General features: G+C 36.5%; 23 protein-coding genes. 19 read left to right on the forward strand and 4 right to left on the reverse strand.

All coding sequences use genetic code 11. The features are described from left to right. Positions 1-13 precede the first annotated feature (13 nt). The 7 genes from AAFN87_RS01365 to AAFN87_RS01395 are packed head-to-tail and all read left to right on the forward strand — an operon-like array spanning position 14 to position 5,802. Complete coding sequence (locus tag AAFN87_RS01365; RefSeq protein ID WP_347789193.1) at positions 14-901, forward strand: acetaldehyde dehydrogenase (acetylating); 888 nt, start codon at positions 14-16, stop codon at positions 899-901. Beyond that, positions 901-1,911, forward strand: a complete 1,011-nt coding sequence (gene dmpG / locus AAFN87_RS01370; protein WP_347789939.1) for a 4-hydroxy-2-oxovalerate aldolase — start codon at positions 901-903, stop codon at positions 1,909-1,911. The genes AAFN87_RS01365 and dmpG overlap by 1 nt, the downstream gene beginning before the upstream one ends. After that, positions 1,911-2,681, forward strand: a complete 771-nt coding sequence (locus tag AAFN87_RS01375) for a 2-keto-4-pentenoate hydratase (protein ID WP_347789194.1) — start codon at positions 1,911-1,913, stop codon at positions 2,679-2,681. The genes dmpG and AAFN87_RS01375 overlap by 1 nt, the downstream gene beginning before the upstream one ends. 13 nt (positions 2,682-2,694) lie before the next feature. Next, positions 2,695-2,892: a 4-oxalocrotonate tautomerase gene (locus tag AAFN87_RS01380; RefSeq protein ID WP_347789195.1), complete on the forward strand. Its 198-nt coding sequence runs from the start codon at positions 2,695-2,697 to the stop codon at positions 2,890-2,892. A gap of 17 nt (positions 2,893-2,909) precedes the next feature. Then, on the forward strand, positions 2,910-3,980 hold the full coding sequence (locus AAFN87_RS01385; RefSeq protein WP_347789196.1) for a TRAP transporter substrate-binding protein: 1,071 nt from the start codon (positions 2,910-2,912) through the stop codon (positions 3,978-3,980). A 20-nt stretch (positions 3,981-4,000) separates the two neighbouring features. Beyond that, positions 4,001-4,525 (forward strand): TRAP transporter small permease, encoded by a 525-nt coding sequence (locus tag AAFN87_RS01390; RefSeq protein ID WP_347789197.1) that lies wholly within the window; start codon positions 4,001-4,003, stop codon positions 4,523-4,525. After that, entirely contained in the window at positions 4,522-5,802 is a 1,281-nt protein-coding gene (locus AAFN87_RS01395) for a TRAP transporter large permease (RefSeq protein WP_347789198.1), read from the forward strand. The genes AAFN87_RS01390 and AAFN87_RS01395 overlap by 4 nt, the downstream gene beginning before the upstream one ends. Positions 5,803-6,065: 263 nt before the next feature. On the opposite strand, the gene AAFN87_RS19990 is transcribed toward AAFN87_RS01395, so the two are convergent. Next, entirely contained in the window at positions 6,066-6,443 is a 378-nt protein-coding gene (locus AAFN87_RS19990; RefSeq protein WP_481886428.1) for a CotD family spore coat protein, read from the reverse strand. Between the two features lie 288 nt (positions 6,444-6,731). Between AAFN87_RS19990 and AAFN87_RS01405 the strand changes: the two genes are divergently transcribed. Then, a complete protein-coding gene (locus AAFN87_RS01405) occupies positions 6,732-8,321 on the forward strand; it encodes an FAD-dependent oxidoreductase (protein ID WP_347789199.1) in 1,590 nt (529 codons plus the stop codon). A gap of 21 nt (positions 8,322-8,342) precedes the next feature. On the opposite strand, the gene AAFN87_RS01410 is transcribed toward AAFN87_RS01405, so the two are convergent. Continuing rightward, positions 8,343-8,603 carry a hypothetical protein gene (locus AAFN87_RS01410; RefSeq protein WP_347789200.1) on the reverse strand — a complete coding sequence of 87 codons (261 nt, stop codon included), beginning with the start codon at positions 8,601-8,603 and terminating at the stop codon, positions 8,343-8,345. A gap of 419 nt (positions 8,604-9,022) precedes the next feature. Here AAFN87_RS01410 and AAFN87_RS01415 point away from each other — a divergent pair, with 419 nt between their 5' ends. The 5 genes from AAFN87_RS01415 to AAFN87_RS01435 all read left to right on the forward strand — a co-directional run bounded on the left by AAFN87_RS01415 (position 9,023) and on the right by AAFN87_RS01435 (position 13,164). Next, positions 9,023-9,670, forward strand: a complete 648-nt coding sequence (locus AAFN87_RS01415; RefSeq protein ID WP_347789201.1) for a YdeI/OmpD-associated family protein — start codon at positions 9,023-9,025, stop codon at positions 9,668-9,670. After that, positions 9,667-10,104, forward strand: a complete 438-nt coding sequence (locus AAFN87_RS01420) for a DUF1801 domain-containing protein (protein ID WP_347789202.1) — start codon at positions 9,667-9,669, stop codon at positions 10,102-10,104. Before AAFN87_RS01415 ends, AAFN87_RS01420 begins: the two co-directional genes overlap by 4 nt. Next, a complete protein-coding gene (locus AAFN87_RS01425) occupies positions 10,101-10,646 on the forward strand; it encodes a glycerol-3-phosphate acyltransferase (RefSeq protein ID WP_347789941.1) in 546 nt (181 codons plus the stop codon). Before AAFN87_RS01420 ends, AAFN87_RS01425 begins: the two co-directional genes overlap by 4 nt. A gap of 1 nt (position 10,647) precedes the next feature. Next, positions 10,648-12,177: a GNAT family N-acetyltransferase gene (locus AAFN87_RS01430; RefSeq protein ID WP_347789203.1), complete on the forward strand. Its 1,530-nt coding sequence runs from the start codon at positions 10,648-10,650 to the stop codon at positions 12,175-12,177. A gap of 102 nt (positions 12,178-12,279) precedes the next feature. Further along, positions 12,280-13,164 (forward strand): DUF6612 family protein, encoded by an 885-nt coding sequence (locus tag AAFN87_RS01435; RefSeq protein WP_347789204.1) that lies wholly within the window; start codon positions 12,280-12,282, stop codon positions 13,162-13,164. On the opposite strand, the gene AAFN87_RS01440 is transcribed toward AAFN87_RS01435, so the two are convergent. Next, entirely contained in the window at positions 13,157-13,618 is a 462-nt protein-coding gene (locus tag AAFN87_RS01440; RefSeq protein WP_347789205.1) for a hypothetical protein, read from the reverse strand. The genes AAFN87_RS01435 and AAFN87_RS01440 overlap by 8 nt on opposite strands. Positions 13,619-13,909: 291 nt before the next feature. Here AAFN87_RS01440 and AAFN87_RS01445 point away from each other — a divergent pair, with 291 nt between their 5' ends. Next, positions 13,910-14,383, forward strand: coding sequence for an NUDIX hydrolase (locus AAFN87_RS01445; RefSeq protein WP_347789206.1), 474 nt, complete (start codon positions 13,910-13,912; stop codon positions 14,381-14,383). A 68-nt stretch (positions 14,384-14,451) separates the two neighbouring features. Here the strand turns inward: AAFN87_RS01445 and proC are convergent, their stop codons facing one another. Further along, positions 14,452-15,249, reverse strand: coding sequence for a pyrroline-5-carboxylate reductase (proC, locus tag AAFN87_RS01450; protein WP_347789207.1), 798 nt, complete (start codon positions 15,247-15,249; stop codon positions 14,452-14,454). A 753-nt stretch (positions 15,250-16,002) separates the two neighbouring features. Here proC and AAFN87_RS01455 point away from each other — a divergent pair. From AAFN87_RS01455 to yihA, 5 genes are all read left to right on the forward strand, one after another. Continuing rightward, complete coding sequence (locus AAFN87_RS01455; protein WP_347789208.1) at positions 16,003-16,989, forward strand: tetratricopeptide repeat protein; 987 nt, start codon at positions 16,003-16,005, stop codon at positions 16,987-16,989. A 106-nt stretch (positions 16,990-17,095) separates the two neighbouring features. Then, positions 17,096-18,382: a trigger factor gene (gene tig / locus AAFN87_RS01460; protein WP_347789209.1), complete on the forward strand. Its 1,287-nt coding sequence runs from the start codon at positions 17,096-17,098 to the stop codon at positions 18,380-18,382. Positions 18,383-18,564: 182 nt separating this feature from the next. Then, positions 18,565-19,833, forward strand: coding sequence for an ATP-dependent protease ATP-binding subunit ClpX (gene clpX / locus AAFN87_RS01465; RefSeq protein ID WP_347789210.1), 1,269 nt, complete (start codon positions 18,565-18,567; stop codon positions 19,831-19,833). A gap of 184 nt (positions 19,834-20,017) precedes the next feature. After that, complete coding sequence (lon, locus tag AAFN87_RS01470) at positions 20,018-22,354, forward strand: endopeptidase La (RefSeq protein ID WP_347789942.1); 2,337 nt, start codon at positions 20,018-20,020, stop codon at positions 22,352-22,354. Between the two features lie 4 nt (positions 22,355-22,358). Next, positions 22,359-22,940 (forward strand): ribosome biogenesis GTP-binding protein YihA/YsxC, encoded by a 582-nt coding sequence (yihA, locus tag AAFN87_RS01475; protein ID WP_347789211.1) that lies wholly within the window; start codon positions 22,359-22,361, stop codon positions 22,938-22,940. Positions 22,941-22,993 lie beyond the last annotated feature (53 nt).

Consider the following 22,993-nt stretch of genomic DNA (forward strand, 5'->3'; position numbering starts at 1 on the left):
GGGTGGAAAATAGATGAACAAAATTAAAGTTGGTGTCATTGGATCAGGGAATATTGGGACGGATTTAATGATGAAAATTCAGCGATCACCGTACATAGAGATGGCGGTCATGATCGGCATAGATCCTGAATCAGAAGGTTTACAACGAGCAGAAGCAGCTGGTGTAAAAACAATTACAAATGGTATTGAAGGTTTTTTACAGCAACATGAGCTTGCTGATATTTTGTTCGATGCTACATCAGCAAAAGCGCATGTGCTTCATGTAGAAAAATTAAAAGGACTAGGTAAAAAAATAATCGATTTAACGCCAGCAGCTATAGGACCATTTGTCATCCCTACCGTGAATTTACAAGACCATATAGAAGTAGATGTAGTTAATATGGTTACTTGTGGTGGGCAAGCGACGATACCGATTATCCATGCTATAAATTCGGTACAACAAGTCGAGTATGCTGAAATTGTAGCTACTATTGCTTCGAAAAGCGCGGGTCCGGGCACACGGGCAAATATAGATGAGTTTACCGAAACAACTTCATTAGCTATTGAAAAAATAGGGGGAGCTACTAAAGGAAAGGCAATCATTTTATTAAATCCTGCAGAACCTCCACTTATTATGCGCGATACGATTTTATGTACATTGCAAGAACAAGCACAAGAAGAAGCAATCATGGAGGCAATTCATGAAATGGTTGCTAAAGTGAATGAATTTGTACCAGGCTATCGTTTGAAAATGGAGCCTTTAATTGACGAGAAACAAGTGTCGGTCTTTTTAGAAGTAGAAGGTTTAGGTGATTATTTACCTGTATACGCAGGCAATCTAGATATCATGACAGCCGCAGCACTAAAAGTGGGAGAAGAAATAGCTCAAGCTATGATTGCAGAGGAGGCCCAAATACGATGATGCCTATTTATATTACGGAAGTGGCGATGCGGGATGGCAGTCATGTCGTTGGACATCAGTTTACGAAAGAGCAAGTTCGAAATATTACCTCACAATTAAGTGCAGCCGGAATGCCTTATATCGAGGTGACACATGGAGACGGACTAGGTGGCTCTTCGTTGCAGTACGGCCTATCTAAAGAATACGATATTGAGCTCATTAAGGAAGCGGCTTTAGTAGCGGGTAATTCTAAAATTACTGTATTGCTCATTCCAGGTATCGGAACAATTAAGGATTTGAAAGAAGCTTATGCGGCTGGTGCGAAAGCGGTAAGAGTAGCGACACATGTCACGGAAGCTGATGTTTCAAAGCAGCATATTGAAATGGCGAAAAGCTTAGGAATGGAGGCATTTGGTTTTTTAATGATGGCTCATTCTGCACCGCCTGAAAAAGTGTTAGAGCAAGCTTTATTAATGGAGTCTTATGGCGCAGATGCTGTATATGTGACGGATTCTGCAGGCGCAATGTTACCGTCAGATGTACGAAATCGCATCCGATTACTACGTGAAAATTTGAATATTGAAGTAGGTTTTCATGCCCATAACAATTTGAGCTTAGCGGTTGCGAATACATTAGTCGCCATTGAAGAGGGGGCTACACGTATAGACGCAAGCGTTTGTTGTTTAGGTGCCGGAGCAGGTAATACACAAACAGAAGTATTAGTAGCGGTATTAAATCGTATGGAAGTGGAGTCGGGTATCGATCTTTATAAAATGCTCGATTTAGCAGATTACGTACGGGCAGAAGTTTTACCACATCCTCAAGACATTACGACTGGTAGCTTAGTAATGGGGTATGCAGGTGTGTATTCTAGCTTTTTGCGACATGCAAATATCGCAGGTGAGAAAGTCGGAATCGATGCTCGAACAATATTAGTTGAGTTAGGAAAACGGCATATTGTTGGGGGGCAGGAAGATATGATTATTGAAGTAGCTCAACAAATAGCTAAGCAGAAAGTAGGGATAGTGTAATGTCTTTATTCACATATGCCGAGCGTATTGCTAATGCACAGGCAACAAAGGAACCAATCGAAAAAATAACAATTACGAATCCAACGCTAACGGTTGATCAAGCATATGAAATTCAAAAAATTAGTATGGAACAAACGTTGACGGCAGAGAACCATTTTATTGGGTGGAAAATGGGCTTAACAAGTGTAGCAAAACAACAACAAGTAGGTGTAGATTCACCGATTTACGGTCGCCTTACTTCTTCCATGAATTTGCGACGAAATGAAATTATAGCTTCTGACTATATTCATCCACGTGTTGAAGCAGAAGTAGCATTTGTGTTTAACAAGGCTGTTTCAGGTGCGAATTTAACACCTTTAGACATTTGGTCATCAGTTGAAAGTGTGTATTTAGCATTGGAAGTGATAGATAGTCGTTATCAAAACTTTTCTTTTACATTGCCGGATGTTATTGCGGATAATGCTTCTTCTACAAAGATTTGGCTTAGTGCACAAGCCTTTTCACCTTATGCGCTAGATTGGTCTGCGGTGAACGTCGTATTAAAGCAAAATGGTGAAGAAAAACTATATGGTAATGGGGCTGCTGTACTGGGGCACCCAATCCATTCCGTTATTGAACTATTAACATTACTTGCAAAAGAAGGGCGCGGTATATTGCCAGGGCAACTAGTGTTAACTGGTGGGATAACGGATGCAATCGCTGTTCAAGCTGGTGATGTAATTGAAGCTGATTATGGACAATTAGGAAAACTGACTTTGTTTGTGAAATGATGAGGGATGCTATATGCCGATAATTCAAATTCAACTGCTGGAAGGCCGTTCTGACAAGCAGATTAGAGAAATTATTAGTAGTGTCACAAATGCCGTAGTGGAAACAGCGCATGTCCCAGCCGAAAATGTGCGAATTATCGTTACAGAAATAGCGCACTCGCATTGGGGAGTAGCTGGTAAGACAAAGGCCGAAACAACAAATAACCATTAAAGTAGGAGGATCATGTTATGAGTAAAACGTTGAAATGTATTCCAATGGCCATGTTATTGTTAATAGTTTTCGTTTTAGCAGCATGTAGCTCAGATAAAAATACTTCATCAGATGGTGAACAAAAGAGTTCGAGTGATTCTAGCAGTTCAGGGACTACTACTGCTTCGGTTGATTTAGATTTACCGAAAATTACTTTTAAACTTGCACATATAACGCCAACAGATCATATGTGGCACAAAGCATCTGAGAAGTTTAATGAGGAGCTAAAAGCAAGGTCGGGTGGAAAAATGCAAGTAGAAATTTATCCTGCTAGCCAATTAGGAACAGAAGCTGATATGGTTCAGCAAGTTGAAGCTGGATCAATTGATTTTGCCCTCATAACTGGAGCCTATTTAAGTGCTAGAACTCCTGAAATGGCTGCTTGGTTTGCACCATATGCATTTGATAGTTTACAAGATGCCTATAATACGAGTCAATCTGATATTGGTAAGGAAGTACTAAGTAAAGTTGAAGGAACAGGCTTAAAAGGACTGGATTATTTATTTGCAGGTCAGCGTGTAATGATATTAAAAAATAAAGAAGTGAAGCAAGCATCCGATTTATCTGGTTTAAAAATGCGTGTAACACCTAGTCCACCACTAACTGCATTTTATAAATCAACAGGAGCTGCACCGGAAGCATTACCACTACCGGAAGTATATTCTGCGATTCAAACAGGGGTCATCGATGGAATGGATATGGACTTAGATGCCACTATTACGAATAAATATTCTGAAGTAGCTAAATATGCAGCTGTGACAAATCATATGGTTTGGCCATCTGTAATTATAACAAATGAAAAATCATTTGATGGACTGTCAAAAGACGCACAGCAAATTATTATTGATTCATTAAAAGTAGCTTCATTATATGCAGTAGAAAATCGAGCAGCACAAGAGGAAGATTTTAAATCTCAGCTCACTAGTCAAGGTATGGAAGTGTTTGACTTAGATGCGAGTGTATTTAAGTCTCAAATTGAAGCCTTTGATGCTGAATATAGCGCACAATCAGAGTTAATTAAGCGATTTATTGAAACTGTAAGGAAATAGGTTCAAGGGGGAGAGAGATCATGACAGGCGTACTTGTAAAAATTAGTAGTGTTCTAACAAAAATTGAAGAGTACATTATGGCTATATTAATGGGTGCACTGACAATAATAATGATCACAGCGGTAATTTACCGTTATTTCCTAAAGGACCCTATTACGTGGGCTGGTGAAGTATCGATCTTTCTCCTTATTTGGACATCATTTATAGGTGGAAGCTGGGGGCTGAAATATGGCACCCAAGCTTCCGTTACTTTTCTTGTCGATGCAGTTGCAGACGACAAAAAGAGATGGATCCGAATGGCTCAAGATATCATAATGCTTCTCTTTTTAGGTATTTTAATAGCTTATTCCGTGAAATGGATGATGCTACCTTCAATGCTTATCCAAAAATCCAGTGCTTTACAACTGCCAATGTGGATTCCATATAGTGCTGTTCCTGTCGGGTTACTATTTGCATTTGTACATATTTTAACGCATTTAGTAACGAGAATAATGAAAAAAGAAGAGCTATTTCTAAAAAAGCCTAAAGGGGGAGAAGGGAAATGACGTATATAATTATCGGTGTTTTCTTCTTACTATTACTATTAGGCATTCCGATTGCGATGGTGTTAGGGATAACGACCGTAATCTATTTTATTATAAATGGACAAACGATATTGTTAGATTCCACACCACTGCGTATGTATTCGGGTTTAGAGAATTTTGGTTTATTAGCTATCCCTCTTTTCATGTTAATGGGTGAAATTATGAATGAGGGAGGCATAACAACGCGTTTAGTAAAGTTTGCTAGAGTGTTAATCGGACACTTTAAAGGTGGGTTGGCATATGTAACGGTTGTGGCGAATATGTTTTTAGCTTCCATTTTAGGTTCAGCGAATGCTCAAGCAGCGATGATGAGTAAAGTGATGGTGCCTCAAATGGAGAAGGAAGGGTACAAACGAGAATTCGCAGCTTCTATCACATTAGCATCATCCATCATAGCTCCAATTATTCCACCTAGTATGATTTTTATTATTTATGGGACTTTATCAAGTACTTCAATAGGTGCTCTTTTTACAGCGGGGATAATTCCAGGGATTATTTACGGTTTAGTTTTTATTGCCGTTATTTCAATTATTGGTATGAAGCAAAATTTCCCAAAAAGCGAGAGAGCTTCGTGGAATGAGATTTGGAAAAGTTCATTATATGTCATTCCAGCATTACTGATTCCAATTACTGTTGTAGTAGGCATTTTAACCGGTGTATTCACAGCTACTGAATCAGCGGCTATTGCATGTTTAATCGCCTTAATCGTAGGTTTGTTTTTATATAGAGAATTAGATTTAAGAAAACTCCCGAAAATGTTAATTAATACTGTAACAAATACAGCGACAGTTACTTATTTAATTATTATGGCGAATATTTTTGGTTGGATGATCGCATTTGAACGCATTCCACAATTATTAGTTGATAGTGTGTTAAGCATTACGGAGAGTCCTTTAGTCTTTTTATTATTAGTAAATTTAGTGCTATTAATCGTAGGGATGTTATTAGATGGTATTGCTGCGTTAATTATTTTAGTACCAGTTATGATGCCACTTGTGACAGCACTCAATATTGATCCTGTCCATTTTGGTGTCATCATTTGTATTAATTTAACGTTAGGCTTATTAACACCTCCAGTAGGAACGGGGTTGTTTATCGTATCATCCATGGCAGAAGTTAAATTTGAAAAGCTTGTCAAAAGTGTATTTCCATTTATCATTATTTCATTTATCGTGCTACTATTCTTAACTTATATTCCTGATTTAGTACTCTTTATCCCGAGATTGTTGGGGATGTAGAGAAGTTAGGTTTTGCCCCTAAATATAGATTGAAAAGAAAAAAATGGTTAGTGTTTATCTGCATTTATTGGTCGTAGTACGAGCTTTTTTTGTCTATATTAGCAACGATTTTTTTAAACGAAAATGCTACTATGTTTTTTTCCAACTACACTTTTTATAACGCAATTTTTAGCGTCCCGTTTGATCGATTATTAAAAATACACCTCGAATTCAATTGAGTTCGAGGTGTTTATTATTACGTAGTTATTAACAACTGAGTTTTTCTAAAAACCGTGTTTTCTTGGGTGGCATTTACAAGGATTATAAGGCATACCGCATTTTGTATTTGTAACATGGCATTCATTTACTACGGATTGAGTATGTGGGAAAAAGTGCTGATTATTAATATTATGTCTATTCACTATAGTAGTATGTGAAGGGTGTATATGTGGTACTACCGTGTTAGAAACATTTGTTTGAACAAATTGTCTAGTCGGTGAAACGATTGGTGGATCATATTGAGTAGGGGATACTTGAGTAGGTAGTTGTTGTGGGTGGTGTCCATGATGTCCATGATGTCCATGTTGTCCATGATGTCCATGTTGTCCATGATGTCCACAGCCTTTTCCCCATTGGTCGTGACCCCAATTGCCTTTATTCATAAAAAGACCTCCTTCTTCTAAAGTTGTAATTCCTTTCTAACATATGAAACTCTGGACTTAAGGAGCTATTTGTATGCCTATTTATTATCAACTTAAATTTTTCCCGTTATTAATGTTAGCTTAAAAATGTAATTCCAAACTTGGTCCAACTGTAGTAGTATCAAAGGGAAATATACTTTAGTAATTGTGTCCATTGTTCTCTTCTAATCTTTAAATAGCTACTATTTGAACAATAGTTGTTGGTATACTGTATATTACAATACATAAAAAGGAAATAGGGGGGTTAAAATGGATTTTTCGCAATTGTATTACTATAAACCTGTAACAACACGGTGTGAAAGAATAATTGAAGCGGATGTTGTTATTTACGGAGGGACACCTGCAGGAATTGCTTGTGCAGTGCAACTGAAACGTAATGGCGTATCCGTTGTCATAGCGGAGTTTAGCAAGCATTTAGGAGGCATAACAGCAAGTGGGTTAGGGGCTACCGATTTAGGGGCTGAAGCAGCAGTTGGTGGCATTGCAAAAGAATTTTACGATGCAATAGGTACCCATTATGGAAAAACTAAGCAATTTCAATTTGAGCCGAAAGTTGCGAGTCAAATTTTTAAAGGTTGGATAGAGCGATATGAAATCCCATGTTATTATGAGCAGCATTTAGAAAAGGTTGAGAAAGAAAATACAAAGATTACTAATATTCATATGGAGGACGGTACAATCTATAAAGGTAGCATGTTTATTGATTGTACGTATGAAGGTGATTTACTAGCTAGAGCTGGTGTTTCTTATTTTGTTGGACGTGAAAGTAATAGTATGTATAAAGAAATTTATAATGGCATTCAATTTGGTGCGCCTCATCATAAATTCGAGAAATGGATTGACCCTTATGTAATCGAAGGAAATCCTTCTAGTGGGTTGTTATTTGGTATTTCCAATGAGCCAATAAGTGAGTTAGGGTTTCAAGGACAGGGAGATCAACGGATACAAGCATACAATTTTAGAATTTGTTTAACGAAAAATAAGGACAACAAAGTGCCAATCCCTAAACCGAACAATTATGATGCGACTCGTTATCTATTATTACTACGTTATATTCAACAAGGGATTTGGGATGTTATGAAGTTACATACACCATTACCAAATGATAAAACAGATTTGAATAATTACGGAGCATTTTCAACCGATAATATTGGTAGAAATTATAATTGGCCAGAAGGAAATTATTTAGTAAGGGAAGACATATTTCAAGACCATGTAACATATGATATAGGATTGCTTTATTTCCTGGGCAATGATGAACTAGTACCAGAAAACATTCGAAATGAGGTTTCACAATGGGGACTTCCGAAAGATGAGTTCGTACTTACAAATCATTGGCCACACCAACTATATATTCGTGAAGCAAGACGAATGATTTCTGACTATGTGATGACCGATAAAAACTGTTTACAATTTGAAGAAGTACAGGATTCTGTAGGGCTTGCCTCTTTTCATATGGATTCCCATAATGTAAGGAGAGTAGTGATCGATGGTCGTGTTGTAAATGAGGGTGACGTTCAAGTGCCTATTCCGCCATTTGCGATATCGTATCAATCTATTAGACCTAAAAAAACGCAATGTTCAAATTTATTAGTGCCTGTTTGCTTATCGAGTTCTCATATTGCATATGGCTCGATTCGAATGGAGCCGGTCTTTATGATTTTAGGCCAATCAGCAGGTATTGCAGCTACTATTGCGATACAACGGGATTTAGCAGTTCAAGATATAACGTATAATAATCTTAAAGAGGAATTAATTAGTGCGGGGCAAATTTTAGCTTGGGATGACACAATTCAAGATAGCCCTACCGAAAGGATGAAAGAAACATTCGGTAAATAATTTAGAAATAGGATTGTTTACTTATATACCCCGCCGTTCCAAGCGACAAATTCGTTTAGATAAAGAATCAATTTGTCGTTGCATTTGCTGTAGCTGTTCCTCGTAATTTTGTTGGATAAGTGCCGTTTCTTCTTCTTCAACTACTTGGATATCTAGCAGATCACCAATGGCAGCAACTGCATCACCAAGAGTAGATATATAAGTTCCTATAATTGAAAGCTTAGCGGCAAATGTATCTGATTGTACAATATTGTTTTGTGTTTTTATTTGGTTCTCTTTCAAAACGATCCCTCCTCTAAATGTAGTTTATGTGCTATCCATAAATAAGGTGAGCCTTCATAAAACTGCCAGGGGTTTGCTCCTTTACGATAAGGATAGTGAATCTTAATATGACCAGGTGTCTCAAGAATAATTATTGCGAAAATACAGGGCTTTCCTGTGAGTTTTTACTTACTGGATAGCCTTTTTTACATTCAATTATTGGTAATTTTGCAAATCCCCAATAATCGGCGACTTAATAAGCCCGATTCGTGGGGAAAAAGAGTTCAAATATTACATCCTTGAATAAAAAGACGTTTTTTCATATGCATAAACATTGCTATTTTTCCGTTTATTAATAATAAATACTTTTTGTTTGATGTACTATTAACATGCAAAGTCGATTTTGTAGTATTCTGTCATTAATGAGGAAGGTGTAATCTGTGGAAAAGAAATTTAAATTACAAAACGATCTACAAGTATATGTCTATAATGCTACACAAGATTTTAAAATAGTAACGAATGCCATGACGGGGCCGTATGACCGAATAATTGCGTTCGTATACTCTATAGAAGAGTTAACGAGCTATTTACAAAAAAGTATTGATGAACAACTCGTAAAAGAACAAGGCTATTTGTTTTTTGTTTATCCGAAAAAAGGTAATAAAAAATATGAGCAATTTATTCATCGGGATGCTATTTTTCCAGCTATAGAAGTTAATGATGCAAAATATATTAGAGGTAGTGATTATAAATTTGCTAGCTTGCAGTCACTTGACGAAACGTTCTCAATTTTAGCGATAAAAGTGGATGCAAAACAAAAAGGTAAGAAGAAAACTGCGGCTAGTCAATGTGTTTCCGACTACGAAAATATGGTAGAGCCGTTAAAAGAGCGACTTAGTACAACTGAAGTGGCAAATTTTTACGAATCATTAACACCTGGTTATCAAAAGGACTGGGCGCGCTATATTTACAGTGCGAAGCGGGAAGAAACGCAGGAAAAACGTTTTGAGGAAATGATTGATATTTTAAAGAAGGGTTTTAAAACAAAGGAGTTATACCGCCAACATGAAAAGGAGCAATCAAAATGATCGAAACTTACATTGAACAAATGGAAGATAAATGGCGTGATGCCTATATTTCATTAGTTGAAACAGTTGACGCTAACTTGCCAGAAGGATTTGAAAAAACGGATCAATACAATATGCTGAATTATGTTGTACCGCTATCAACATATCCTCCTGGTTACCATTGTACACCTAATACGCCTTTACCATTTCTTGCAATTGCCGCTCAGAAGCGACATTTAGCTATTTATCATATGGGAATTTATGCAGACCCACAATTACTAGCTTGGTTCGAGAAAGAGTATGCAAAACGTGTACCAACGAAATTAAATATGGGGAAAAGCTGTATACGCTTTACATCGACAAAACATATACCGTTTGACTTAATAGCTGAATTAGTACAAAAGATGACACCCGAACGTTGGGTGCAATTATACGAGCAAAATGTAAAGCGATGACCATTTTATATTTAGTTTTTAGCTATCTTCTGGGCACGTGCATGACAGCGTGGTTTGTAGGGAAGTTGTACGGTGTGTCATTGCAGGAACGAAACAGCGGTAATTTAGGAGCGCGCAATGCAGGGAAAACACTCGGGAAAAGCGCATTTATTATTACAGCTGTAGTAGATGGTTTAAAAGGGTTAATAGTAGTTGTCGTAGGTCGCTATTTTGAGTTTAGCGATACGGCTATTGCAGTTGCAATTGTCTTTGTATTACTTGGCCATTTATATCCATTTTGGCTGAAGTTTAAAGGTGGCAAAGGGGTAGCAACAATTATTGGAGCTTTGCTAGTATTTAACCCACTGTATTTTTGTGTATTTCTAATTGGATTTCTAGTTACAATGATAGCGACAAAAAGCTTAACATGGGGCATGCTAGGTGGATTTATTGTATATAGCGTTTATGTGTTGCTATTTAATACGATGGATTGGCCAATTATATGTAGTGTAGTTCTTGTTTTATGGAGGCATCGCCAAAATTTCAGAGAAAGGCTGACATAATATGTATTGGTGTAAAATCGCAGCAACAGAAAAAGAATTTGATGCAATCGCCGCATTGAATTATGAAACATTTGTGGAGGAAATTCCTCAACATACTGCCAATAAAACACGGCGCCTTGTCGATAAATTTCATGGTGAAAATACATATTTAGTCGTTTACAAGGAGCAGCAAATAATAGGCATGCTCGCGCTTCGTGATAAGCGCCCATTTTCAATTGACGATAAAATTGGGTCAGTAGAAAAATATTTATCGGCAGAAGATTGTAAGAAATTATGTGAAGTTAGATTGCTTGCGGTCAAAAAGTTATACCGTAATGGACGTGTATTTTTGCGTTTAGCACAAGCGTTAGTAACGTATTTATTTGAGCGTAAATATACAGCGTGTGTCATTTCAGGGACGACACGCCAAGAGAAATTGTATAAACAAATGGGCTTTAAGCAGTTTGCAAATGCGGTTGGAACTGAGCAAGCGATGTTTTTGCCAATGGTATTAACACGTACAAATAGTACACCTTTGAGGAAGCGATTAGCTAGAAATGACTTAACGTTTTATCCAGGTCCTGTGCTACAAGAACAGCCATTACTTCAAACTAATTTATCTCACCGTTCTTTTAGATTTAAGTTGTTATTTGAGGAATTGCAAAGTCGTCTACTAAAATTGTCTCATGCGAATTATGTGACAACTTTAGTAGGTACTGGCACACTTGCGAATGAAGCAATGCTAGCACAATTAAAGTCCGATTTCCAAGTAGGTAAAGGGCTTATCATTACGAATGGTGAGTTTGGAAAACGTTTGGAGAAGCAGGCAACATATCAACAGTTATCATTTGATACGTTAGAGTTTGATTGGTATGAAGTAATTAATGTTGCTCGCGTAGAACAAGTGCTTCAACAAGGGGATTACAGATGGTTGCTATACGTCCACGGTGAAACATCAACAGGTATGTATAACGACGAACATTTAGCTGAGCTTGGTGCGCGCTATAACGTAGCGGTATGTGCCGATTGTATTAGCTCATTCGGTGCGTTGCCATTTTCGTTAGCTCCATTTTATTTAGCGACAGCCGTTAGTGGGAAGGCTGTTGGGGCATTAAGTGGCCTAGCGTTTGTGTTTTCAAGTGACCTACCACGTAACAGTAATGCACCGTTGTATTTGAATTTAGCTTATTACTCAGATAATCAAATCCCATTTACATTACCTGCTGCATTAATAGAAAATACGTTAACTGCGCTAGCGAATTATCCAGAACGTTTTAATGTACTTGCACAAAGATTTAATAGTGTAATATCATCTTCATTGTATAAAGGTCATGCTAGGCAAATAAATCATTATCCGATGATTGTATCTTTGCAAATACCAAGTGTTTTGAAAAATTTTAGTGCAGATTTAAAATTAAATGGTATTTATTTGCATGATGATAGCGTATATTTGCAGGAGCGAAAAATCATACAGTTAAGTGTTATTCAGCCAAATTTTGAAGAAGCGTTTAAGAGGTTACTCGAAATTTATTCGTACTATAATAGTATTTAAATTTAAAACTGTGTTGCATGAAAATGTGGCGCGGTTTTTTTAGAAGAAAAGAAAATTCATTTGGCTTTTCCGTGTTTTTATGATTTAGGAAGGGGCGAGATAATGAAGAAAAAAATACTTCTATTTATTGTCGTATTATTGTTAGCTGCATGCTCGGAAGAAGTAACTGAACAAAAAACTAAACTAAAAAATGAACAACAGTCATCTAAACCAAATACGAATACTATTACACAATATGTTGGTGAAAATTTACAAGCGGAGGATATAATTAACGAAGCTCTAGCTAGACGACAAAAAATAACAAGTATACAAGGACATATGTTATTAGAAGATTATCTGGAGGTCGATTTTGTTGAGGGAATGAATATTATGCTCATGTCTTCGAGCGTGGATATGCAGGCCACAAACATACCTTTAGAAACATTGTACTTAATGAATACGCATCAAGAAGTAAATGAAGAAATTTCAAATGCACAGACGTATGTCTATTTAAAAGAAGACAATGGACAAAAATATAATGCTCAAAATAAAATGTGGGAACCTCTTCCAAAAGATAGTGTTCGGAATTTCCACAATGTAGCGCGTGAAGATTTAGATGTGACAAAACATTTACAGGAAATACTCAAAAATGCAGATAAAATCGACATAGTTGAAAAAGAAAATATGTATCTTATAGTGTTCGATGTTGTGAATACAATGGATGATGCTTATATAAAAGATGTATCGCCGATTACACAAGGCATATGGCAATACATTGAACCCAGCTATATTGACGCAGATTCGCTAGTTTATACAGAAGCCATTTATGAAGTGATGATTAATATGGAAACTTTCGATGTAGAGTCCCTTAATATTTTTGTCAAAATAGAAGGTACGACGGTTAATGGGGAATTGGTGAAGCATTCTGCGTCTAATCAATCACAATTTTCTTCGTTTAATGAATTAAAACAAATCGATTTACCTGAAGGCGTATGGCAGCTCAACTAGCAGAGAGTGAATAATAATAAAATCGCAAATTATTAAACGCGCTATAAATTGACTCTAAATTGCTGTAAATTGTATTAGCAGAGATGAAAATAATAGCTATTCCTACGAGTACAACAGGAGTAGTTAACCAACTAAATTTAAATATGAAAAGAAACGATAAGATAAGATGTGTTAATAGTAAAGACGCGCAAGCCGATTGAAAAATAAGCACATCTTTTTTTGTTCTATCTAATAACAATTTGTATGATTGAAGAAGGGATGTGTTTTCAGTTTTTTGTTCAATTGTTACGGGTACGCCGTTATAAGATATAGTCCAAGTTGAGTTTGTATAATTATATGAAAAATCACGTACATTTTTTGCACCTGCTTGAGCTTGAGCAATAGTTGTAGGTGTAAGTACTAAAAAAACGGCAATAAAAAATATTAATGTAAGTATCGAACTTATGTATTTCATATGTATTTGCCTCTTTCATAAACATTTTCATAATATTTTAGCATATATTTACATGTGTTGTTAGGATATATAATTAGAGAGGCGGGCTAATCTTTATATGGACAGTGAATATTTAAGAAAAGGGCAGGTGAAAAGCATATTAAGTAGAAAATTATTTGCGCCTTTATAACTGTTATTTGTTATTTTAAAGTCTCTTTTTCTTGATTGACTATATAGAACGCTTTGAAAATAGAAGTACCTAATAGATTGAACTTGTTTTTTAGTATGACCAAAAAATGAGGAGGGAATAGTATGAAGAAAGAAAGTTCAGTACCTTTAAAATGTAATGGTATTGCAGTAGTGTTATTAAAAAAAATAGATAACGACTATAAAGTCCTTTTATTAAAGCGAGCAACGCCTATTTTACGGGATGTTTGGTGTTACATTGGAGGGAGTATTGAAGAAGGTGAAAAGGCTTGGGAAGCGGCTTTAAGAGAAATTGAAGAAGAAACAGGTATTACAAAGGTATCGCTATACATATCTAATAAATTTGACCAAATTTACTCACCGTATGAAGAGTACATTTATATTGCACCTGTATTTGTAGGGTTTGTAGATGACGGACAAGGTGTAACTTTAAACGATGAGCATAGTAAATATAAATGGTTGACTATTGATGAAGCAATAAATCACGTCACATTACCAGGAAATGATGAAGTTCTTTGGTCTATTGAAAGACATTTTGTGAAAAGGAAACCTTTAGAATACTTGCGTATCGGAAAATAAAAACAAAAAAAGAGTGTAGGTAAAGTCGCTTTTGACTTGTCTACACTCGGATGGAATACCAGATTTTATTATTTAAAACTACGATCCTTATTTGTTACTGCGGCTACCGCGTCATAAATCGTACTTTCGAAATGATTAATTTGTAAAGATGTAATACCTTGAATGGTTGTACCACCTGGTGAACATACTTGATCGATTAGTGCCCAAGGATGCTCGTCTGATTGTAATACCATTTGTGCGCTACCAAGTACCGAGCTCGCAGCAATTTCAAGTGCCATTTGTTTTGGCATGCCCTCACGAACCGCGGCTCTAGCTAATGAGTCAATGTATAGGTATGTGAACGCTGGTGAAGCACATCCAATTGTTGTGAAAATCGAGAATAAATGCTCTGGTAGTTCGACAATTGAGCCGACCGTTGAAAATAGTCGCTCAACTAATTGCTTATGCTCGCTCGATGTTGAACTATTCGTAGTGTACGAGCTAGTTGAGGAACCAATCATAGCATTAATATTAGGCATTACACGGAAAATCGTTGTATCTTCATATAAATTCTGCTGTAAATAATCAAGCGTTTTACCAGCAGCTAGAGAAATGACAATGTGGTTATTACGCAAATGCTCACGAATTGTTGGAAGAACATCTGGCAGCATTTGTGGCTTCACACCAAGTACGATTACGTCTACTGTTTTTACGAGTTGCTCAATCGTATCACACGCGTTAATGCCTTGTTCTGCAACTAATTTATCTGTTTTTGATTTTGTACGATTCATACCGTATATAGAAGTTGCTTCAAATAAATTTGAAGCGATCATTCCTTTAATAATAGCCGAAGACATATTGCCAAGGCCAATAAATCCGTATTTCATATTAAAACTCCTTCATTTAAAGCATAGCATTTATTATAGCACAATAAGTTTTCGGAAGGGGCTTCTATACTGAATCGCTATAGTTCTTTAAAAATGTGTAAATTAATTATTAAATAGATAGAATGTTTAGTGCAAAAATCATTATGAGAATCTATATCATATTAGTTTTTACATCTAACATAGTTATTTCATTTTTCTTCAGGTGTGTTGATTATACAAATATTAGTAGATGAAGAGCGTGATTTCTCTAGTAGAATAATTGATAAAAGACACTTTCTAGTTGATAGGAGCGGAGGTGACTCGACTCCTGCAATTCTTATTTGCGACGAGTAACCGCAGGAGCAGGAAAAGCACGAGCTGAAAATCCATTTATTTCGGCTCTTTCCGAAATAAATTAGTTGAAGCCGTGCCTGCGGAAAGCGAGTCAGCCGTAGCGGAAATCAACATATTCTAAAACTGTAAGTAATAATAAAAGGTAAATCAACACGCTTGATTTTTCTTAAGACTATCACGTACTTCATTCGTTTAAATCATAAGCTGAAAATCGATTGAAATTTGTATTTGCGGGAATCATTGTAGTAAGACGAGAGGAAGTTCAGAACAATTTATTTGAATTAGTTCGCTTAAATAATGATATAGATAATTTTGCTTCATTTCAGTAAAATATATCATTTCTTGTTCGCAATGCATTTCACATGTAAAATAATGATGAAGAGGGCATAAATAATGACCTTAACCGGGAGTGAGACGTCTTTGAAAAAGAAACATAGTATTAAGAAATTCGAAAATGTCGTAATGTTTCCTGGAACGGTAGAACGTTTACTTACACAAGCGCATACTTACGCGGAGAACTATCAATATGATCTAGCTAACGAAGCTTTTGCCGAAGCTCTGAAATATACAGAAGGTGACGAAATGACACTGAGTGTTTATGCGTATTCATTGTACGAAGCAAGGGCTTACGAACAGGCAAAAGTAATATGTGAAGAGTTACTTGCTCTTGGGCCAGTAATGTACTTTGAAGCAATGGAATTATATTTAACAATTTCGATGCAGCTTCGTGAGTTTAAACAAGTCGAGAAAATAATTGAGACATTACTCGACGAAGGGGCCATTCCAGACGAACAGCTTGAAAAATTTCAACGATTAAAAAATTTGAATTCAGAAATTGCTCAAAATAAATTAGTACAGCAGCAATCACATGAGGAAATTGACGTAGATGTATTATCACTTGCTCATTTTTTATCACTTACCCCAAATGAACAATTAGTGATTGTGCATGAGTTAACGACAGCGAATGTTCGTCCAGTTGCTGAGCAATTAAAAGCAATTGTAGAGCATGAAGATACAAATATGTTTATTCAAAGTTTAATATTAATTTTACTTGTCGAACAAGAAGTATCAATGTTAGTAACAGTCAAAAAATTCGAACGGGAAATGACTATTAATCCAGCGGAACTCGAACTACCTACGAAAATGCCACAGTTTCAGCAAGTGTCCTCATTTATTATTGAAGCGCTTGAACAGGAGCCTTCGACGCTTGAAATGGTAGAGTTTTTAATATCGAAGCATGCGATTGTTACGTACCCATTTGAATGGTTAGATTTTGACGCAGAAGATGTTGCGACAAGCTATATTGATTATGTACGAATGATGTTTGGAAAAGTACAAGAAATGGATTATGAAATTATCGGTTTTTTGCAACAGCTAGAAGAGCTTACAGAATTACAACAAATGTGAAAAAAGTTGAAACATTGCTCATCTATGATATACTAAAATGGTTGTCAAAATCGTATGAAACGAATACTTTGCAAACATTGTAATCTTAATTTTGGAGGTAATATAAATGTCAGTAAAATGGGAAAAACAAGAAGGTAACGAAGGTTTATTAACAATTGATGTACCAGCTACAGAGGTTGATAAAGCTTTAGATCAAGCTTTCAAAAAAGTAGTAAAACAAATTAACGTACCAGGTTTCCGTAAAGGGAAAATGCCTCGTCCGATGTTCGAAAAAATGTATGGTGTTGAGGCGCTTTATCAAGACGCTTTAGAAATCATCATTCCAGAAGCATACTCAAATGCTATAGACGAAGCAGGTATCGAGCCAGTAGACTTCCCAGAAATCGCTGGAACTGAAAATTTCGCAAAAGGTCAAGACTTCACATTTACAGCTACTGTAACTGTTAAGCCAGAACCAAAACTAGGTGAATATAAAGGTCTTGAAGTAACTAAACTTCCAACTGAAGTAACAGATGAAGAAGTTGAAGCACAAATCCAAGACCAATTAGCTAAAAAAGCTGAGCTTGAAATTAAAGAAGACGAAGCAATCGTTGAAGGTGATACAGCTGTTATCGATTTCGAAGGTTTCGTTGGTGATGAAGCTTTCGAAGGTGGTAAAGGTGAAGATTACGCACTAGAAATCGGCTCTGGTTCATTCATTCCAGGCTTTGAAGAACAATTAGTAGGCGTTAAATCTGGCGAAGCAAAAGACGTAGTAGTTACTTTCCCAGAAGAATACCATGCTGAAGAATTAGCTGGTAAAGAAGCTACTTTCAAAGTAACAGTTAAAGAAGTAAAAACAAAAGTACTACCAGAATTAAACGATGAGTTCGCAAAAGAAATCGACCCTGAAGTTGAATCAGTGGACGCATTACGTGCGAAAATCAAAGAAAACACAATCGCACAAAAAGAAGCTGAATCAGAAGGCGCTTTACGCGATGAATTAGTAGAAAAAGCTGCTGAAAACGCTGAAATCGTAATTCCTCAAGCGATGATCAACACAGAAGTTGATCGCATGATCCAAGAATTCGGTCAACGTCTTCAAATGCAAGGTATGAACCTTGATCTATACTACCAATTCTCTGGTCAAAACGAGCAAGCTTTACGTGATCAAATGGCTACAGATGCAGAAAATCGTGTACGCGTTTCATTAACTTTAGAAGCAATCGCTGCTGCTGAAGCAGTTCAAGTTTCGGAAGAAGATATTGCTGCTGAGTTAGAAAAAATGGCTGCTCAATTCGGTATGACTAAAGAACAAATCATTACTGCTTTAGGTGGTACTGCTGTTCTTGAAAACGATATCCGCACTCAAAAAACAGTAGAATTATTAGTAGAAAACGCTAAAATTTCTTAATTAATATAACAAAAGGATAAAACAAGGTGCGTCAATCGTACCTTGTTTTATCACATATGTTAATTGTTCAGATATACATATTTTTTAAAAGTGAACTACATAGATGCAATATGCACAATCATTATATTTGATAAACACAAGATAATCTTGTAAGATTGAAGCTTGAATAGGGGTGAAACAAATTGTTTAAATTTAATGATGAAAAAGGCAATTTAAAGTGCTCTTTCTGTGGAAAACCACAAGAACAAGTTCGTAAATTGGTTGCAGGACCAGGCGTATATATTTGCGATGAGTGTATTGAATTATGCTCAGAAATCGTAGTAGAAGAGCTAGGCGTAGAAGAGGAAATCGAGTTCAAAGATATCCCTAAGCCAAAAGAAATTTTAAGTATTTTAGATGAGTACGTTATTGGCCAGGAGCGCGCGAAAAAATCTTTAGCGGTTGCTGTGTACAATCACTATAAACGTATTAATTCAAATTCAAAAATCGATGATGTTGAATTATCGAAATCAAATATTGTGTTAATAGGTCCAACAGGTAGTGGTAAAACTTTATTAGCTCAAACGTTAGCACGAATTTTAAATGTACCGTTTGCAATTGCGGATGCAACTTCTTTAACAGAAGCTGGGTATGTTGGGGAAGACGTTGAAAACATCTTACTAAAACTTATCCAAGCAGCGGATTATGATATTGAGCGTGCTGAAAAAGGGATTATTTATATCGACGAAATTGATAAAGTCGCTCGTAAATCAGAAAATCCTTCTATTACGCGTGATGTGTCAGGTGAAGGTGTTCAGCAAGCCCTTCTTAAAATTCTTGAAGGAACAGTTGCTAGTGTGCCTCCTCAAGGTGGACGTAAGCACCCGCATCAAGAATTTTTACAAATCGATACATCGAATATCTTATTTATCGTAGGTGGCGCATTTGATGGTATCGAGCAAATTATTAAGCGTCGTCAAGGCGAAAAAGTAATTGGTTTTGGTTCTAATCCAAACAAACCGGAAGAACAGCAAGGCTCATTACTTTCTCAATTAATTCCGGAAGATTTATTAAAATTCGGTTTAATTCCTGAATTTATCGGGCGTTTACCTGTTTTAGCAAGCTTAGAGCAGTTAGATGTTGACGCATTAGTAAAGATTTTAACAGAGCCTAAAAACGCTTTAGCGAAGCAATATCAAAAAATGCTAGAGCTAGATGGTGTTGAGCTTGAATTCGAAGACGATGCTTTAGAGGAAATCTCTAAGCTAGCGATTGAGCGAAAAACAGGTGCACGTGGTTTACGTTCAATTATTGAAGCCACAATGTTAGATGTAATGTTCGAGTTACCATCACGTGATGATATCGTGAAATGCATCATTACAGCCGATACAATTTTAGACAAAGCAACACCAAAATTATTATTAGCTGACGGTACTGAATATAAAAAAGATAACGAAAAAACATCTGCATAAGGGCAAATTTCGTATAATAATGACGAAGGAAAAATAGCTGGCTTCGAACGTGCAAATGCACAAGTAGGTAGTCAGCTTTTTCTTACAAATTGTATACATAAATAAGAATCGTTATGGATTAGAAATAAAGTATTCAGTTTAAACACATACTACGAAAAATGCGGGTTGTTGCGGATTGACTTGGATGGAGGTGAATACCCGCGTGAAAAATACAAAAGAAAAAATTCCTTTATTACCTTTAAGAGGCTTACTAGTATACCCATCTATGGTGCTACATATTGATGTAGGACGGGAGCGTTCTGTTGCAGCACTTGAACATGCAATGTTGAATGATAGTCATATTTTTTTAGCAACACAGAAGGATATGCGAGTAGAAGCACCTGATAAAAAAGATTTGTATAGTGTTGGTACATTTGCGATTATTAAACAAATGTTAAAATTACCAAATGGTACACTGCGCATTTTAGTAGAGGGCGTTTGTCGTGGACAAGTGAAAAAATATCATGAAGATGAAACGTTTACATTTGTTGATATAGAACTCTTTGAAGATGATCCACATAAAGATGCTGAAACTGAAGCGCTTATGCGTACATTACTTACTTATTTCGAAAAATATGCAAAAACATCGAATAAAATTACATCGGAAACGATCGAATCTGTTATGGATATCGAGGATCCGGGTCGCTTAACTGATGTAATTTCTTCACACTTGCCTTTTAAAGTAGTGGAAAAGCAAGAAATTTTAAATATTTTCAACGTCAAAAAACGTTTAGACCACTTAATTATTCGACTTCATGATGAACAAGAAGTATTAAATTTAGAAAAGAAAATTAATACAAAAGTTAAGCAAGCAATGGAACGTACTCAAAAAGAATATTTCTTAAGAGAACAGATGAAAGCTATTCAGACAGAGCTTGGTGATCGTGACGGGAAAACTGGCGAAGTAGCTGATTTGCGTAAGCGTATTGAGGCTTCTGGTATGCCCGAGTCGACAAGTAAAGTGGCTTATAAAGAGCTGGATCGTTATGAAAAATTACCTGCTGCTAGTGCAGAAAGTGGTGTTATTCGTAACTATGTGGAATGGCTTGTGTCTATTCCTTGGAGTGAAACAACGACGGACCGCCTAGACGTTGCATATGCAGAAGAGATTTTAAATCGCGATCATGATGGTTTAGAAAAAGTAAAAGAACGTGTGTTAGAGTATTTATCAGTTCGTCAATTAATGAATTCACTGCGCGGACCAATACTATGTTTAGCAGGTCCTCCTGGTGTTGGTAAAACAAGCTTGGCACGTTCGATTGCAGAAAGTTTAGACCGTAAATTCATTCGAGTTTCGTTAGGTGGAGTACGCGATGAATCAGAAATTAGAGGGCACCGCCGAACATATGTAGGAGCAATGCCAGGGCGTATTATTCAAGGAATGAAAAAGGCTGGTACGAAAAATCCAGTATTTTTATTAGATGAAATTGATAAAATGTCGAATGATTTCCGCGGAGATCCATCTGCAGCGATGCTAGAAGTATTAGATCCGGAGCAAAACAACTCATTTAGTGATCATTATATTGAAGAACCGTATGATTTATCGAATGTATTATTCATTGCAACGGCGAATGATTTAAGTACAATACCTGGCCCTTTACTTGATCGTATGGAAGTTATTTCGATTGCTGGCTATACAGAAATGGAAAAAATGGATATTGCAAAAAACCATTTAATACCGAAGCAAATGAAGGAACATGGTTTAAAGAAATCGCAGCTTGTAATGAAAGAAGAAGCGATTTTAGATTTAATTCGCTACTATACGCGTGAAGCAGGTGTTCGTAGTTTAGAACGCCAAGTTGCGACGGTTTGTCGAAAAGTCGCAAAAGTAATTGTATCGGGTGAAAAAAAACGCGTTACAATAAATGCAAAAACTTTAGTTGACATGCTTGGTAAACATCGTTTCCGATATGGGCAAGCAGAAACAGAAAATCAAATCGGTATCGCAACGGGCCTTGCTTATACAACAGTAGGTGGCGATACTTTACAAATTGAAGTTTCACTTACACCAGGTAAAGGGAAACTACAGCTGACTGGGAAGCTCGGCGATGTTATGAAGGAATCTGCACAAACAGCACTATCCTATGTGCGTTCGTTGACACATAAATTAGGCATTGATGCAGACTACTTCGACCTGCATGACTTACACATTCACGTTCCAGAAGGTGCTGTACCGAAAGATGGTCCTTCTGCGGGTATTACAATGGCTACTGCAATTGTATCAGCTATTACGAATAAACCGATAAAACGTGAAATCGGTATGACAGGTGAAATAACATTACGGGGGCGTGTGTTACCAATAGGTGGGTTGAAGGAGAAATCACTAAGCGCACACCGAGCGGGCTTGACAACGATCATTATTCCGCGAGACAATGAGCGTGATATAGATGATATTCCTGTGTCTATTCGTGAACAGCTCACATTTAAACTTGTATCGCAAGCAGAAGAAGTACTTGCGTTAGCACTTGATGGAGGTTTTTAAGTAAATGAAAGTCCATAATGTCGAAATGGTCATTAGTGCCGTTAGACCAGAGCAATATCCAGAAGATGGACTGCCAGAATTTGCATTAGCCGGTCGTTCAAACGTAGGGAAATCCTCGTTTATTAATCGTATGATCGGTCGGAAAGCGATGGCGCGTATTTCGTCAAAACCAGGTAAAACGCAAACATTAAACTTTTATAAAATCGAAGAACAATTATTTTTCGTCGATGTACCTGGGTATGGGTATGCAAAAGTTTCAAAGTCTGAGCGTGCAGCTTGGGGGAAGATGATTGAAAAATATTTCACAGGACGTGAAATATTAAAAGCTGTCGTATTGATTGTTGATTTGCGTCACTCTCCAACTGGAGATGACTGTATGATGTATGATTTTTTAAAGCATTACAACATTCCATGTATCGTTATTGCAACAAAGGCAGATAAAATCCCAAAAGGTAAGTGGGATAAGCACAAAAAGATTGTGAAAGAAACATTAAACATGGACCCGAATGATCCTTTAATCGTATTCTCTTCTGAGAAGGGAATTGGTTTTGAGCAAGTTTGGGTGGAAATTGAAAAACGAATGTAAAGTTTTTAGGATATTACCGTTTATCGTATTGTACGAAAAAAACGGTAATATCC

The organism is Solibacillus sp. CAU 1738, from assembly GCF_039888725.1.
GTDB lineage: Bacteria > Bacillota > Bacilli > Bacillales_A > Planococcaceae > Metasolibacillus.

Coding starts and splice junctions, on each gene's coding strand:
- AAFN87_RS01395 (WP_347789198.1), top strand. CDS start 4,522: ATGACGTATATAATTATCGGTGTTTTCTTCTTACTATTACTATTAGGC.
- yihA (WP_347789211.1), top strand. CDS start 22,359: ATGAAAGTCCATAATGTCGAAATGGTCATTAGTGCCGTTAGACCAGAG.
- AAFN87_RS19990 (WP_481886428.1), bottom strand. CDS start 6,443: ATGAATAAAGGCAATTGGGGTCACGACCAATGGGGAAAAGGCTGTGGA.
- AAFN87_RS01440 (WP_347789205.1), bottom strand. CDS start 13,618: ATGAAATACATAAGTTCGATACTTACATTAATATTTTTTATTGCCGTT.
- tig (WP_347789209.1), top strand. CDS start 17,096: ATGTCAGTAAAATGGGAAAAACAAGAAGGTAACGAAGGTTTATTAACA.
- proC (WP_347789207.1), bottom strand. CDS start 15,249: ATGAAATACGGATTTATTGGCCTTGGCAATATGTCTTCGGCTATTATT.
- AAFN87_RS01375 (WP_347789194.1), top strand. CDS start 1,911: ATGTCTTTATTCACATATGCCGAGCGTATTGCTAATGCACAGGCAACA.
- lon (WP_347789942.1), top strand. CDS start 20,018: ATGGAGGTGAATACCCGCGTGAAAAATACAAAAGAAAAAATTCCTTTA.
- AAFN87_RS01365 (WP_347789193.1), top strand. CDS start 14: ATGAACAAAATTAAAGTTGGTGTCATTGGATCAGGGAATATTGGGACG.
- AAFN87_RS01405 (WP_347789199.1), top strand. CDS start 6,732: ATGGATTTTTCGCAATTGTATTACTATAAACCTGTAACAACACGGTGT.
- AAFN87_RS01445 (WP_347789206.1), top strand. CDS start 13,910: ATGAAGAAAGAAAGTTCAGTACCTTTAAAATGTAATGGTATTGCAGTA.
- AAFN87_RS01380 (WP_347789195.1), top strand. CDS start 2,695: ATGCCGATAATTCAAATTCAACTGCTGGAAGGCCGTTCTGACAAGCAG.
- AAFN87_RS01390 (WP_347789197.1), top strand. CDS start 4,001: ATGACAGGCGTACTTGTAAAAATTAGTAGTGTTCTAACAAAAATTGAA.
- AAFN87_RS01435 (WP_347789204.1), top strand. CDS start 12,280: ATGAAGAAAAAAATACTTCTATTTATTGTCGTATTATTGTTAGCTGCA.
- AAFN87_RS01425 (WP_347789941.1), top strand. CDS start 10,101: ATGACCATTTTATATTTAGTTTTTAGCTATCTTCTGGGCACGTGCATG.
- dmpG (WP_347789939.1), top strand. CDS start 901: ATGCCTATTTATATTACGGAAGTGGCGATGCGGGATGGCAGTCATGTC.
- AAFN87_RS01430 (WP_347789203.1), top strand. CDS start 10,648: ATGTATTGGTGTAAAATCGCAGCAACAGAAAAAGAATTTGATGCAATC.
- AAFN87_RS01385 (WP_347789196.1), top strand. CDS start 2,910: ATGAGTAAAACGTTGAAATGTATTCCAATGGCCATGTTATTGTTAATA.
- AAFN87_RS01420 (WP_347789202.1), top strand. CDS start 9,667: ATGATCGAAACTTACATTGAACAAATGGAAGATAAATGGCGTGATGCC.